Here is a 13,963-nt window from a genome sequence, read left to right as displayed (position 1 = left end):
TTAAGAGGTAATGAAAAAAAATAGCGTTTTACTGGTGTTTATAATGGCGACTTTAATGGTGGAGGCACAATCGTATTTAGGGTTTCTAACAGATAATTATAGCGGAGTACATGGCGTTATTTCTAACCCTGCAAATATTACAGATTCTAGATTTAAAACCGATATAAATCTTGGGGGTATAAGTGTGTTTGGTGGTAACGATTATTATGGTATTAATGTTTGGGATGCTACAAAAAATGGATATAATTTCGATATGGAGTCGAAAATAAACTCAAATGGCGTTAATAGTGCTATAGCTAATACCGATATTTTAGGACCTTCTTTTATGGTTAACCTAAGTAAAAATAGTGCGTTAGCGGTTTTTACAAGAGTAAGAGGATTTGTTAATATAAATGACATTGATGGGGCTTCTATAGCAGCGATAGACGATAATTCGTCACAAGATTTTATTATAAATGAAGCGCAGGTAAATGGTTTAGGACATGCTTGGGGCGAAGCAGGAATTACTTATGCTAGAACATTAATAAACCAAAACAAGCATTTTCTAAAGGGTGGTGTTTCGTTAAAATATTTACAAGGTCTAGGTAGTGTTTTTGCCACAGGAACAAATGTTTATGTAGACTATGATGCCGATGGTACTGTTTTTTTTGGTGGTGAAACCACAGGAAGTATAAGCTCTAGTGGAGATGTTACATACGCCCGTAGTGCCGAATTTGATAACGACGACTACAACTTTAAATTACCTGATAATGCTAATGGTATTGGTGTCGACCTGGGTTTTGTTTATGAATTAAGACCAAATTATAAGGATTATAAAACATCAAAGTCTAGTCCGTATAATATTAATCATAAGAATAAGTATAAACTAAAAGTAGGCCTTTCTATTACAGATATTGGTTTTATAGATTATAAAGAGGGTATTAATGAAACGTTTGATGTTAGTTTTGAAGATTTAAACCAAGATGATTACGAGGATACCGCAGAAGACCTTGGGGATTTTTTAAACACGTACTATATGCGTGTTAATTCCGAAACAGGTTATGTAATAGACTTACCAACAGCGTTACACTTAAATGTAGATTATAGTTTTAGTAATACTATTTATTTCAACTTAAACACCGATTATTCTTTAATATCCAGAAGTAGAGTAACGGCAAGTCGTGTAGCTAATTTAGTGTCGTTTACCCCACGTTACGAAAGTAAATGGTTTAGTTTCTATTTACCACTTACAGTTATTGAAAATAATGGATTTAGGGTTGGTTATGGTTTTCGAGCAGGTCCTTTGTATGTAGGTTCTGGTTCTATTGCATCGGCTTTTAGTAGTGATAATAACAGACAAGCCGATATTTATGCCGGATTAAAAGTACCTGTGTATCACCAAGCTGCTAAAGATAAAGATGGTGATGGGATTTATGATAAATTGGACGATTGCCCAAAAGAATTTGGTCCTATTTCAAATAACGGCTGCCCTATTGAAGATCAAGACAACGATGGCATTATAGATGATGAAGATGAATGTCCTGAGCTTGTTGGTCCCGAAGATAATAAGGGATGTCCTTGGGGGGATAGTGATGAAGATGGTATTTTAGATAATGTTGATGCTTGTCCTGATAAAGCAGGAGATGCCACCAATAATGGTTGCCCGTATAAAGATAGCGATGGCGATGGGGTTTTAGATAAAGATGACGATTGTATTAGTGACGTAGGATCTGTGGTTAACAACGGCTGCCCCGAGGAAGTTATTGAAAAGCTGCAAAACACTTTAAATAATTATGCTAAGGTTATCTTATTTAATTACGGGAAATCGACGATAAAACCAGAATCTAGTATTGTTTTAGCTGATATTATTTCTGTTTTAAACACATATCCCAATGCTAAGTTTGTTATTGAAGGGCATACCGATAGTATTGGAAGTTACGAGTTAAACCAGAGCTTGTCGGAAACTAGAGCTAATGCGGTGAAAAATTATTTAATAAAACATGGTATCGATTCCACACGATTATCAGCTATTGGTTATGGAGAAAGAAGACCTGTTGCAACAAATATGTATAAAGCTGGACGGTTGCAGAATAGAAGAGTGGAAATTAATTTAGTAAAATAATAACAACATTAATAATAATATAAAAACTCAATCTAGAAGTAGGTTGAGTTTTTTATGGTTTTTGTTAAATACGAATGGTGAAATGTTCCTTGGCTTGTTCTGTTCTAAAAAAAACAATTCCCCAAAAAAAGGTGTCAATGGAAACAGTTACTTTTGGATGTTGTTTTATAGTTTCCCAAGCTTCGGTCATACCTTCAGACCAATGAATATCATCAAAAATAAAAACAGAATCGTTTGTTGTCGTTTGTAATAAGGTTTTAAAATAGTGTAAGGTCGCTTCTTTTTTGTGGTCGCCATCAAAAAAAATAAGATCGTAATGCTGTGTCTTTAATTTTGTGATTTCAGTATTAAAATCGCCTGTAATTAATTTAATATTTTCGGTTTTAAAATGTTCTAATTGTTTTTTAGAACATAATGAAGTTTCTGGGCAACCTTCAATAGAAGTAATGCTTGCTTTTGGGTTACCTAAATGCATAGCATGGGTTGCAATGCCTAATGAGGTGCCTAGTTCTAATATGGTATTAGGTTTAAAGTAATTTGTAATTCTATATATTAATTTAGCACGTTTATGTGTTGTTCCAGCATTTTTAGCAATACTTGCAATAAGGCGTTTTTGCTGTTTCATTTTTTGAGAACCAGCTCCTAAATCTTCAACTTTAATTTTAGTTTTATTTTGTAAAAGTAATGCCTTGTAACTTCGTATCGCTTTATAAGAATTGTGCTTGGATTTGTCATAAAAACAAGTGGTTACCAAATTATAAACAAAAGGGGAGTGCACCCCATGTTGATTGGTCGACTTTAATAGGAATTTTATATATTGAATAACTTGATACAAGATGTTGTTTTTATTAGTCTTCTAATTTAGAGGATAACTCAAACCAACGTTCTTCCTTGGCTTCAATAGTATCTATTATTTTCTGAAGTTCATCAGAGAGTTTATTAATTTGATCTTGTGTTAAATCGGGGTTATTAAATTTGCTTTCTAGTTCTTTTTTGTCAAAGGCTAAAGCATTCAGTTTGCTTTCAATGTTTCTTAATTCTTTTTCTTCATTAAAAGATAATTTTGAAGCTTCGTTTTGTTTCCAAGATTTATTATCCTTTTTATCCTCGGCAGATCCCGTATTTGAAATGGCAGGCTGGCTATCTTCATAAACTCTATAATCGGTATAATTTCCTGGGAAATCTTCAATAACACCATCACCTCTAAAAACAAAAAGGTGATCGATAACCTTATCCATAAAATACCTGTCGTGCGTTACCACTATGATGCAACCCGGAAAATCCAAAAGGAAACTTTCTAATACGTTAAGCGTTACAATATCTAAATCGTTTGTTGGCTCATCTAATATTAAAAAATTAGGGTTTTGAATTAAAATAGTACATAAATACAGCCGTTTACGTTCACCACCACTAAGTTTTTCAACATAATCGTATTGCTTTTTTCGGCTAAATAAAAAGCGTTCTAATAATTGCTGAGCGCTAATTGTTTTTCCTTTTTTTAATGGTATGTAATCCCCAAATTCACGAATAACATCAATTACTTTTTGATCTGGTTTTATGTTTATTCCACTTTGGGTGTAATAGCCAAATTTAACAGTGTCACCTTTAATAACTTTACCAGAATCTGGTTGTGCGGTTTGGGTTAAAATGTTTAGAAAGGTTGTTTTTCCGGTTCCGTTTTTACCAATAATACCAACACGTTCCCCTCTTTTAAAGGTGTATTCGAAGGCATCAAGTATAGTTTTATCTTTAAATGCTTTTGATACTTTATGAAATTCTAGAATTTTACTTCCTAGGCGTTCCATATTTAATTCTAACTGTACCTCATGATCGTTTCTGCGCTGGTGTGCTCGGTGTTTAATATCTGCAAAATCATCGATTCTAGATTTTGATTTTGTAGTACGCGCTTTAGGTTGACGACGCATCCAATTGAGTTCCTTTTTAAAAAGCTGTTTTGCTTTACCAGTTTCCACCGATTCTCGTTCTATTCTGGCCTCTCTTTTTTCTAAATAATAAGAGTAATTACCTTTGTAATTGTAAAGTGCACCTTCGTCTAATTCAATAATTTCATTACACACACGCTCTAAAAAATAGCGGTCGTGCGTTACCATAAATAAGGTGATGTTTTCCTTGGCAAAAAAGGCTTCCAACCACTCTATCATTTCTAAATCTAAATGGTTGGTAGGCTCATCTAGAATTAATAAATCGGGTTTGTTAATTAAGGCATTAGCTAAAGCTAAACGCTTTTTTTGTCCACCTGAGAGTATGCTAACTTTTTGATTTAAGTCATCTAATTTTAACTTGAAAAGTATTTGTTTGTATAGCGTCTCAAAATCCCAAGCTTGATGGCGTTCCATGGCATCAAAAGCAGCTTGGTACGAATCTGTGTCTTCCGGATTTAAAAGTGCTTTTTCATAATTGGCTATTATTTTTAAAATAGGATTATCGCTAGCAAAAATAGTTTCTTCAACAGTTAGCGTATTGTCAAATTTAGGGTCTTGAGATAAGAAGGAAACCTTAATATCTTTTCTAAAAATAACTTCGCCAGAATCTGCAGTATCCTCACCCGATAGAATATTTAAAATAGATGTTTTACCTGTACCATTTTTTGCTACAAAGGCTATTTTTTGGTCCTTATGAACGCTAAATGAAATGTTTTCAAAAAGTGTATGTTCGCCGTAGGACTTCGATATGTTTTCAACTGTTAGATAATTCAAGTGCTGATGTTTTTTGCAAATAACGGATAAAAAACCAAAAAATCCGATATAAGTTTTATTCTTCAACGCGAAAAGTTATATTTGCTTTATATCAATTTACTTTATATGAAGCCCTATTTTGTTGTCATTTTGTTGGTTTTTAGTCTCTTGTGTGTATCATGTATATCCAATAAAGATGTTGTTTATTTACAAGATAAAGAGGGAACTGGTAATACAGACCTTGTTATTACGGAAATGCCTAAGCCTTATAGGGTTCAAATTAGTGATGTTTTAAGTATTAATGTTAAGGCATTGGACCCCGAACTTGTAGGTATATTTAATCCTGTTAGTGAAGAAGGAGTTGATAGGACGCAAAATCAAACGGGACTTTATTTTAATGGTTTTACCATAGATGTACATGGAAACATAGAGTTTCCCATTTTAGGAGAAATTAATGTTTTAGGTTTTACAACACAGGAGATTGAAGAGAAAGTGAAATCTGAACTTTTAAAACAATATTTTAAAGAAAATGCCGAATTATTTGTAACAGTAAAATTAGCAGGATTAAGATATACGGTTACAGGAGAAGCTAATGGTGGTATTTATACCTTATTTCAGGATCAAGTTAACATAATTGAAGCCTTGGCCAACGCAGGGGATTTGCCTGATACCGCAGACAAGAAAGATATTTTGATTATAAGACAATATCCTGGCGGGCAAAAAATACATCATATCGATTTAACGGATATTAAGGCTATGAAATCACCATTTTATTTTATACAACCTAATGATATGATTTTGGTTAAGCCTCTAAAACGTAAATCCTTGGGTGCAGGACAAACTGCAATACAAAATATAACTACTATAGCTTCAATTTTATCAGTACTTGTTTCTACGTATTTCTTAACCCGAAATCTATAAACTTTATTAGACTAAACTATGGAAGAGGAATTCGAAATTTCAGAATCACAATCGCTACCTTCATTTGATGTAAAAGCGTTTTTGATAAAGGTTTTAAGTTATTGGAAACTATTTGTTTTATTTATAGGTCTTGGTATATTTATAGTTTATCAACAAAATATCCGTAAACAACAATCTTATAGATTAAGTACCCAAATTTCGGTAGAAGAAGAATCTAATCCATTATTTACTTCAACAACAAGTTTAACATTTAATTGGGGAGGTGTTACAGGTAAGGTTCAAACTATAATGACTTCTTTAAGATCGCGATCTATTCATGAGAAAGTAGTTGATAATTTACAATTTTATATATCCTACTTAAAGCAAGCTAGATTTAGGAAAGATGATATTTATAAGGCCTCACCGATTAGGATTAATTTAATGCCAAATACTAATCAAATATTAAATAATCCTATTAAAATAACATTTCTTGAAAATAACAAATTTTTACTTTCTATAAATTTTGAATCGAATTTAGCAAAAGCTCAGAATTACGATTCAAAGAAAAGAGCTAATATCGATGTCCCTTTAGGAGGGTTTAATGAACAATTTACTTTAGGCGATACTATTAGTACTCCATTTGTAAACGGGGTAATATATTTGGCTGAGAATAGGCAACCAATTGTTAACGATGAGTATTTTATACAATTTAGTGATTTTGATGGCGTAACAGCTAAGTACAGAAAAAAATTAACTATTGAGAACCCTAGAAATTCACCAACTTTAAATCTAAGTATTGTAGATGTTAATAAAGATAAAATAGTTGATTATTTAAACGAAACTGTAGCTGTATTAAGTGATGACCAATTAAATAGAAAAAATCAATTTGTAACAAATACGATTGCCTTTATTGATAGTCAATTAGATAGAGTAAAGTCTCAATTAACTATTAATGCAGATTCTTTAAATAATTATAAACAAAAAAATCGAATATTTGATTTAACTAATGAAAGTATTACCATTAACGCAAAACTAACTTCACTTGAGACAAAAAAAGATGAGGTAAATAGAAAATTAGCCTATTACAGCAGCTTAGAAAACTATTTAAAAACAAGCAATTCATTTACAGAAGTTCCTGCGCCTTCTATTTCTGGTATTGATGAAAGTAATATTCTTTCCAACATTTCTAAAATTAATGCATTATCGGTACAAAAATCTAAGTATAGTACAACTGTAAGAAAAGATGCTACCATATTTGCCGATTTAAATCGAGAAATTGAAGGATTAAAATTAGTTCTTTTAGAAAATATAAATTCTGCAAAAACTGAATTAAAAAGAGAGCAACAAGCTTTAAATAATAAAATAGCTATTGAGGATGGTAAAATAAGAAAGCTTCCAAAATCACAGCAGAAATTATTTGATATAGAAAGACAATATGCGCTTAGTGAAAAAACGTATAATGTATTTTTAGCTAAGCGCGGTGAGGCAGATATTATAAAATCTGCTAGTGTTTCAGATATTGTAATAATAGACCCTGCAAAGGATACGGGAGCAACTCCTATAGATTTACGATTAAGTTCAAGATATTTATTTGCTATTATAGGTGGTGTTTTACCACCCTTATTACTAGCTTTTTTACTAACGTTTTTAGATAATAAACTTCATAACCCACAAGTTTTAGAAAAGCTTTCTAATATTCCGTTATTAGGTGTAGTAGGTGAAAATAATTTAGAAAATAATATGGTAGTACACCTAAAACCAAAATCTACCATAGCTGAAGGTTTTAGGTCAATTAGGTCGGGTTTGCAGTTTTTTTATAAAAAACATAATTTAGAAGGTTCAAAAACGGTTATGGTAACATCATCTGTCAGTGGAGAAGGAAAAACATTTTGTTCTATTAATATTGCTACTGTTTTTGCTATGAGTGGTAAAAAAGTAATTTTGGTAGGATTAGATCTAAGAAAACCAAAGATATTTGGTGATTTTGAAATTAAAAATGATGTTGGTGTTGTAAATTATTTAATTGGGCAAAAAGAGGTTGAGGAAGTTATCCAGAAGACTAAAGTTGCTAATTTAGATGTAATTACCTCAGGACCAATACCACCAAATCCATCAGAGTTATTGATGAATGAAAAAATGAATGAGATTATAAATTATTTAAAAAATACTTATGATTATATTGTGTTAGATACCCCTCCAATTGGCCTTGTTGCTGACGCTTTAGAATTAACTGAATATGCTGATGCTACGGTTTATGTTGTACGACAAGATTACACCAAAAAAGGTATGCTTAACTTAATTAATAGTAAATACGTTAAAGGAGAAATCGATAATTTAAGTTTTGTATATAATGGTTATAATCAAAAAGGAAAGTACGGCTATGGCTATGGATATGGTTATGGTTATGGATACGGTTATGGAAGTTATGGTAATGGTTATAATGATGATGATTCTGAAAAGAAATCAATTATGAATCGAGTAAAGTCCTTTTTTAAAATTAATAAAAACTAAAATACACGTTGATTAGTAAAAATGAAAACTGGCTTTATGTAATTTCTCCAAAACATAAATTTATTGATTTAAATTTTAAGGAAATTTGGAGGTACAAAGATTTAATGATTTTGTTTGTAAAACGTAACGTTGTTACATTGTATAAACAAACTATTTTGGGTCCATTGTGGTATTTAATTCAGCCCTTATTTACATCTGTAATTTTTACCTTAGTATTTAATAACTTAGCGAATATAAGTACAGGAAATGGTGTGCCTTCATTTTTATTTAATTTGGCAGGTATTACTTTGTGGAACTATTTTAAAGAATGTTTAGTTGGTACTAGTGATACGTTTAAAAAAAATCAAAGTATTTTTGGTAAAGTCTATTTTCCTCGGGTTATAATGCCTATTTCGGTTGTGGTATCAAACCTTATTAAGTTTGGTATCCAGTTATTGGTTTTGATTGGTTTTTATATTTATTTTTTATTTTTTACAAATCAAGCTACCCAAATTTTTCCGCAAATTGAATTACTTTTATTACCAGTATTAGTGTTTTTTATGGGGATATTAGGTTTAGGTTTTGGTATGATTATATCATCAATGACTACCAAATATAGAGACCTATCTTACTTGGTTACTTTTGGTGTTCAATTATTAATGTATGCCTCTGCGGTTATGTATCCTCTTGAGTTAATTAAAACTAAAGTGGCAGAGGATAGGCTTCCTCAGCTTGCGGGATTATTTATAGAATATAACCCTATGACAACTATTATTGAAACTTTTAGATATATAGTACTTGGAGTTGGAGAGTTTTCAATACCTAAAATTATATATGTTATTTTAATAAGTTCATTTTTATTTTTAATAGGCTTAATAATTTTTAATAAAACTGAAAAAAGCTTTATAGACACTGTGTAATGAAGGCAATAAAAAACGAGAGTATTTCCAATATTAATAAGAATAGGGACTTTTACGACAAAAAGTATAAGGGTGTTAATATAAATGGGCTTTTAAAAACTTTAAATAATTTAGATGCATTTTTAAGTGATGCTACCACTACAGATATTAGTTGGGTAGGGATGTATATAAACAATTTTAAAGACTCTATTAAAGGTAATAAAATTTTAGAATTAGGTTGTGGAAATTGTGCAAATGTAGCAGTGATGGCGGCTTTGGGGGCAAAAGTGGTGGCAAATGATATTTCCGATTATAGCGGGGATATTATAAAAGCCTTAAATGCTAATTATAAATTTGAACATAAAATTACATTTGTTAAGGGGGATTTTACAAACCATAGCATATTAACGGAATCCTTTGATATGGTTATTGGTAAAGCATTTCTTCATCATTTAACTTTGGATCATGAGCTAGAGGTAGTAAAAAAAATTAGTCAAGTATTAAAACCTGGAGGTGAAGCTCGTTTTTTCGAGCCGGCCGTAAATAGTACGTTCTTAGATAATTTACGTTGGGCAGTACCAATGAATAATAGACCATCTAAATTATTTAGTCCAAAAGCTTTTAAGGAATGGGAAGACTTAGATCCACATCCAGAAAGGGATAATAGTTCGACACACTTTAAGCAGTTGGGACTTCAGTTTTTTGATGTTTCAGAAATTATTCCAATGGGAATGTTAGAACGTTTTTATCGTATTTTACCGTTTTCTACTAAAACTCTTAGAAAATATAGAAGAACAGCGTTAAAATTGGAAAAGTATGCACCAAAAGTTATACAACGTTTGGGAGCAAGAAGTCAAACCATAATTTACAAAAAGCCAAAATCTATAAATCATGTCTGATATTATATTAAAGGCTAGCAATATCTCTAAGCAATATCGATTAGGTTTAGTTAGTTCAGGTACGCTAAGTCATGATTTAACAAGATGGTGGCATAAAATAAGGGGTAAAGATGATCCGTTTTTAAAAGTAGGTGAGGCTAACGATAGAAGTACTACCAGTAAAAGCGATTATGTTTGGGCCTTGAAGGACATTAATTTTGAAGTTAAACGCGGCGAGGTTTTAGGAATTATTGGTAAAAATGGAGCGGGAAAGTCTACTCTTTTAAAAATACTTTCTAGGGTTACTAGCCCTTCCACCGGCGAAATTAAAACAAAAGGTAGTATAGCTTCCTTACTTGAAGTAGGTACTGGGTTTCATCCAGAAATGACTGGTCGAGAAAATATTTACCTTAACGGGGCTATTTTAGGAATGACCAAAAAAGAAATTTGGGGAAAAGAACAAGAAATTATTGAGTTTAGTGGGTGTCAGCGTTTTATAGATACTCCTGTAAAAAGATACTCTTCGGGTATGCGTGTACGTTTGGCGTTTGCAGTTGCAGCACATTTAGAACCTGAGATTTTAGTTATTGATGAGGTATTGGCGGTTGGTGATGCTGAGTTTCAAAAGAAAGCTATTGGTAAAATGCAAGACATAGCGAAAGGAGATGGTCGAACCGTTTTATTTGTTAGTCATAATATGGCGGCTGTAAAGAGTTTATGTACTAGGGTAATGGTATTAAAAAATGGAAGAAGTGTTTTTGAAGGCAGTGTAGATGACGGAATAGAAAATTATTTGAAGGAAGAAAATAGTAGGTCGTTAACTTATGAAAATACTACTTCAAGCAGTAATACATCTTTTATAAAGTCTGTTAAAGTTTTAACAAGCGAAAAAGGAGGAATTCATGAATACAATAAGGGTTTAAAAGTTGAAATTGAATTATTTAGTGACGGATCACTTTACCAACCAGCATTATCTTACCAAATTCTTAATAGGGATAATATTCCATTAATTCATGAATTAATTTTAAATTCTGAACAAGAATTTGCAAAATCTAAAGGAGTATATAAATTAGTTTCGGAAATTAAAAATATTAAACTATATCAAGGGGATTATAAATTGAATGTTTATTTTGCAGATAATTTCACCAAAATAAATATTAATAAACTTACCGAAGTATGTTCTTTTAAAATTATTAACACCAGTAAACGACCGTATTATTGGGGGGCTGGAACAGCTGTGTATAAGGAGGATGATACAATTTGGAACGTTTTAAAATTAAATGATATAGATGATTAAAAGCCCTTTAAATTCTAATGCTGGACAGACCAAGTTAATTGAAACATTTGAATCTAAAAAAATTATATCTGCCTATAAAAAAATGAACATTGATGTTCAGCGCTTTTTTTTAGAAGATTCTATTTCGCTGTATAAATGTGTTAAAACGGGCTATCGGTTTTATTATCCATTCTTTTCAATTGGAGATGCACGATTTTATGATGATTTATCAAAGAATAGAAAAAGTTATTATTCACATAGATGGGAACATAACGTAGCTTTAAAATTTATTGATAAATCAGATTCTGTTTTAGAAGTAGGATCTGGTTTTGGATTGTTTTTAGATTTATTAAAGCAAAAAAATGTCAAGGCTAAGGGATTGGAATTAAATCCTCATGCAGTAAAACAATGCAAATCTCAAGGATTCAACGTTGAAGAAAAGTTAATTCAACAAGAAGCTTTAGAGCATAATAGTGAGTATTCAATAATATGTTACTTTCAAGTTTTAGAGCATATTACTGAGGTTCATTATTTTATAAAATCATCTGTGGATGCATTAAAAGAAGGAGGTTACTTAATAATAGGAGTTCCAAATAATAACCCCTATTTATTTGTAAGTGATAAATACCATACCTTAAATTTACCACCTCACCATGCTGGTCTTTGGAATAAAGAATCATTAATTGCTTTACAAAATATTTTCCCATTAAAACTAGAAGAAATGGTCTTTGAGCCTTTAGAGAAGTCTTATAAGTATTTTTTAAATTTTCACATCCATAATTCTAATATTTTTATAAAAACTGTTTTGAAAACTCTTAATAAGTATATACCTAAGATTTTGAAAAAAGTGTTGTGTAAATTTATAAAAGGAAGGAATGTGTTAGTAGTTTATAAAAAAGTAAGTTAATGGATGATTTTATTGATATAAAGCTTAATAGCAAAAATTTAGATCGATATTATATTCGAAATTCAATATTTGAAAGCTTAAAGAAAACCTTACCTTATTTCAATGAATCTTTATTGGATATTGGATGCGGTAAAATGCCATATAAAAATTATATTTTAAAGCATTCCAAGGTTTCAAAATATATAGGTTTAGATATTGAACAAGCATTGGTTTATGATACTAAAATAAAACCTGATTTTACATGGGATGGAATAACGATGCCTTTTAAAAATAATAGCTTTAGTTGTTCTATTGGAACTGAAGTTTTAGAGCATTGCCCAGACCCAGAAATTGTTTTAAAAGAAGTTCATCGTATTTTGAAACCTGAAGGTATCTTTTTTTTTACCGTTCCTTTTCTATGGAATTTACATGAAGTACCTCATGATGAATATAGGTATACACCATTTTCATTAAAACGTCATTTAGAAAACTCTGGATTTAAAGATATAGAGATAAAGGCATCAGGCGGTTGGCATGCATCTATGGCGCAAATGTTAGGGTTGTGGGTTAAACGAAGCCCTATGCCAAAAGCAAAACGTAAATGGTTATTATATGCTGTAAAGCCAGTAATTAATTATTTAAATAAATTAGATAAGCCAGAAAACGTTATATTTAAAGAAGGTCAAATGATAACGGGGTTAAATGGTACAGCGAGAAAATGAAAATAAATAATTTGAATATAGCTATATTTACGCCTAGTAAAAACCCATATTCGGAAACATTTATTCAGGCGCATAAAAATAATATTAAGGGTTTAGTGTTTTATTATTATGGTACTGTTTTTAACATGAAGTTAGAAAATCATGGCGTTTTATCAAATAGATTTACTCGTGTGCTACTTAAAATATTTATTAAGTTATTTAATAAACCTAGCCAGTATATTAGCGAATACTTTATTGTGAAATCGCTTAAAAAGCACAATATAGATGTCGTTTTAGTTGAGTATGGAAATCATGCATTTAAATTGAAAAATGTTTTAAAAGCTTCCAATTTACCCGTAGTAGTGCATTTTCATGGTTATGATGCTAGCAGGAAAAAAGTTATTGAAAATTGTAATAGCTATAAAGAGGTATTCCAAATATCTTCTAAAGTAATTGCTGTTTCAAAAATTATGCAACAGAACCTTAGATGTTTAGGTTGTATAGAAAATAAAATTGAATATAATCCTTGTGCTGCTTCAACTGATTTTTTTAAAATAAATCCGCAATTCTCGAAGAAACAATTTATAGCCGTTGGAAGGTTTACCAATAAGAAAGCGCCATATTATACTATTTTGGCTTTTAAGGATATTTTAAAAACTCACCCAGATGCTATTTTATTAATGGCTGGAGATGGCTATTTAGTTAACGTTTGTAAAAATTTAATTACTCATTTTAAATTACAAAATTCTGTAAAATTATTAGGGGTAATCACATCAGAAAAATATAGGTGCTTACTTCAAGAATCATTGGCATTTGTTCAACATTCAATAACGGCTGATGATGGTGATATGGAAGGTACTCCAGTTGCTGTTTTAGAAGCAAGTATTGCAGGGTTACCTGTAATTTCTACATATCATGCTGGCATACCCGATGTTATTTTACATGGAAAAACTGGTTTGCTTAGTAAAGAACATGATGTATTATCCATGAGCCAAAATATGCTTCAAGTTTTGGATGATGTTAGTTTTGCTAAAAAACTAGGAGCAACAGGGAAAATATTTGTTAAAAATAATTTTAGTATGGAGAAACATATTGATAAATTACAAAGCATATTAGCATCCGCTAAAAATTAAAGC

11 protein-coding genes are annotated in these 13,963 nt (G+C 31.0%); 9 read left to right on the top strand and 2 right to left on the bottom strand.

Annotated elements, in window-relative coordinates; translation table 11 throughout:
- Positions 1-10 precede the first annotated feature (10 nt).
- Positions 11-2,101, top strand: a complete 2,091-nt coding sequence (locus ABJM36_RS03155; RefSeq protein ID WP_348449093.1) for a DUF5723 family protein — start codon at positions 11-13, stop codon at positions 2,099-2,101.
- A 64-nt stretch (positions 2,102-2,165) separates the two neighbouring features.
- Here ABJM36_RS03155 and ABJM36_RS03150 read toward each other — a convergent pair whose 3' ends face one another.
- Together ABJM36_RS03150 and ABJM36_RS03145 are read right to left on the bottom strand one after the other, a co-directional pair.
- The gene (locus ABJM36_RS03150) at positions 2,166-2,936 is read right to left on the bottom strand and encodes a class I SAM-dependent methyltransferase (protein WP_348449091.1); all 771 of its coding nucleotides are present in this window, start codon (positions 2,934-2,936) and stop codon (positions 2,166-2,168) included.
- Positions 2,937-2,949: 13 nt separating this feature from the next.
- The gene (locus ABJM36_RS03145; protein WP_348449089.1) at positions 2,950-4,818 is read right to left on the bottom strand and encodes an ABC-F family ATP-binding cassette domain-containing protein; all 1,869 of its coding nucleotides are present in this window, start codon (positions 4,816-4,818) and stop codon (positions 2,950-2,952) included.
- A 105-nt stretch (positions 4,819-4,923) separates the two neighbouring features.
- On the opposite strand from ABJM36_RS03145, the gene ABJM36_RS03140 reads away from it, so the two are divergent.
- From ABJM36_RS03140 to ABJM36_RS03105, 8 genes are read left to right on the top strand one after another with little or no spacing between them, the layout of a single operon-like run.
- Positions 4,924-5,718, top strand: coding sequence for a polysaccharide biosynthesis/export family protein (locus ABJM36_RS03140; protein WP_348449087.1), 795 nt, complete (start codon positions 4,924-4,926; stop codon positions 5,716-5,718).
- Positions 5,719-5,736: 18 nt separating this feature from the next.
- Positions 5,737-8,208 (top strand): polysaccharide biosynthesis tyrosine autokinase, encoded by a 2,472-nt coding sequence (locus tag ABJM36_RS03135; protein WP_348449085.1) that lies wholly within the window; start codon positions 5,737-5,739, stop codon positions 8,206-8,208.
- 8 nt (positions 8,209-8,216) lie between these two features.
- Entirely contained in the window at positions 8,217-9,107 is an 891-nt protein-coding gene (locus ABJM36_RS03130) for an ABC transporter permease (RefSeq protein ID WP_348449083.1), read from the top strand.
- The gene (locus tag ABJM36_RS03125) at positions 9,107-9,985 is read left to right on the top strand and encodes a class I SAM-dependent methyltransferase (RefSeq protein WP_348449081.1); all 879 of its coding nucleotides are present in this window, start codon (positions 9,107-9,109) and stop codon (positions 9,983-9,985) included. Before ABJM36_RS03130 ends, ABJM36_RS03125 begins: the two co-directional genes overlap by 1 nt.
- Entirely contained in the window at positions 9,978-11,261 is a 1,284-nt protein-coding gene (locus ABJM36_RS03120) for a polysaccharide ABC transporter ATP-binding protein (RefSeq protein ID WP_348449079.1), read from the top strand. The genes ABJM36_RS03125 and ABJM36_RS03120 overlap by 8 nt, the downstream gene beginning before the upstream one ends.
- On the top strand, positions 11,254-12,147 hold the full coding sequence (locus ABJM36_RS03115) for a class I SAM-dependent methyltransferase (RefSeq protein ID WP_348449077.1): 894 nt from the start codon (positions 11,254-11,256) through the stop codon (positions 12,145-12,147). The genes ABJM36_RS03120 and ABJM36_RS03115 overlap by 8 nt, the downstream gene beginning before the upstream one ends.
- The gene (locus ABJM36_RS03110) at positions 12,147-12,848 is read left to right on the top strand and encodes a class I SAM-dependent methyltransferase (RefSeq protein ID WP_348449075.1); all 702 of its coding nucleotides are present in this window, start codon (positions 12,147-12,149) and stop codon (positions 12,846-12,848) included. Before ABJM36_RS03115 ends, ABJM36_RS03110 begins: the two co-directional genes overlap by 1 nt.
- The gene (locus ABJM36_RS03105) at positions 12,845-13,960 is read left to right on the top strand and encodes a glycosyltransferase (RefSeq protein ID WP_348449073.1); all 1,116 of its coding nucleotides are present in this window, start codon (positions 12,845-12,847) and stop codon (positions 13,958-13,960) included. The genes ABJM36_RS03110 and ABJM36_RS03105 overlap by 4 nt, the downstream gene beginning before the upstream one ends.
- Positions 13,961-13,963 lie beyond the last annotated feature (3 nt).

Source organism: Algibacter sp. (genome assembly GCF_039977455.1).
In the GTDB taxonomy this organism is placed as follows: domain Bacteria; phylum Bacteroidota; class Bacteroidia; order Flavobacteriales; family Flavobacteriaceae; genus Algibacter_B.
This window is presented reverse-complemented; position numbering and strand designations above follow the sequence as displayed.

Bases quoted from the DNA above. Each gene is read 5' to 3' on its own strand.
- ABJM36_RS03110 (WP_348449075.1), top strand. From the start codon at position 12,147: ATGGATGATTTTATTGATATAAAGCTTAATAGCAAAAATTTAGATCGA.
- ABJM36_RS03135 (WP_348449085.1), top strand. From the start codon at position 5,737: ATGGAAGAGGAATTCGAAATTTCAGAATCACAATCGCTACCTTCATTT.
- ABJM36_RS03125 (WP_348449081.1), top strand. From the start codon at position 9,107: ATGAAGGCAATAAAAAACGAGAGTATTTCCAATATTAATAAGAATAGG.
- ABJM36_RS03155 (WP_348449093.1), top strand. From the start codon at position 11: ATGAAAAAAAATAGCGTTTTACTGGTGTTTATAATGGCGACTTTAATG.
- ABJM36_RS03105 (WP_348449073.1), top strand. From the start codon at position 12,845: ATGAAAATAAATAATTTGAATATAGCTATATTTACGCCTAGTAAAAAC.
- ABJM36_RS03140 (WP_348449087.1), top strand. From the start codon at position 4,924: ATGAAGCCCTATTTTGTTGTCATTTTGTTGGTTTTTAGTCTCTTGTGT.
- ABJM36_RS03120 (WP_348449079.1), top strand. From the start codon at position 9,978: ATGTCTGATATTATATTAAAGGCTAGCAATATCTCTAAGCAATATCGA.
- ABJM36_RS03115 (WP_348449077.1), top strand. From the start codon at position 11,254: ATGATTAAAAGCCCTTTAAATTCTAATGCTGGACAGACCAAGTTAATT.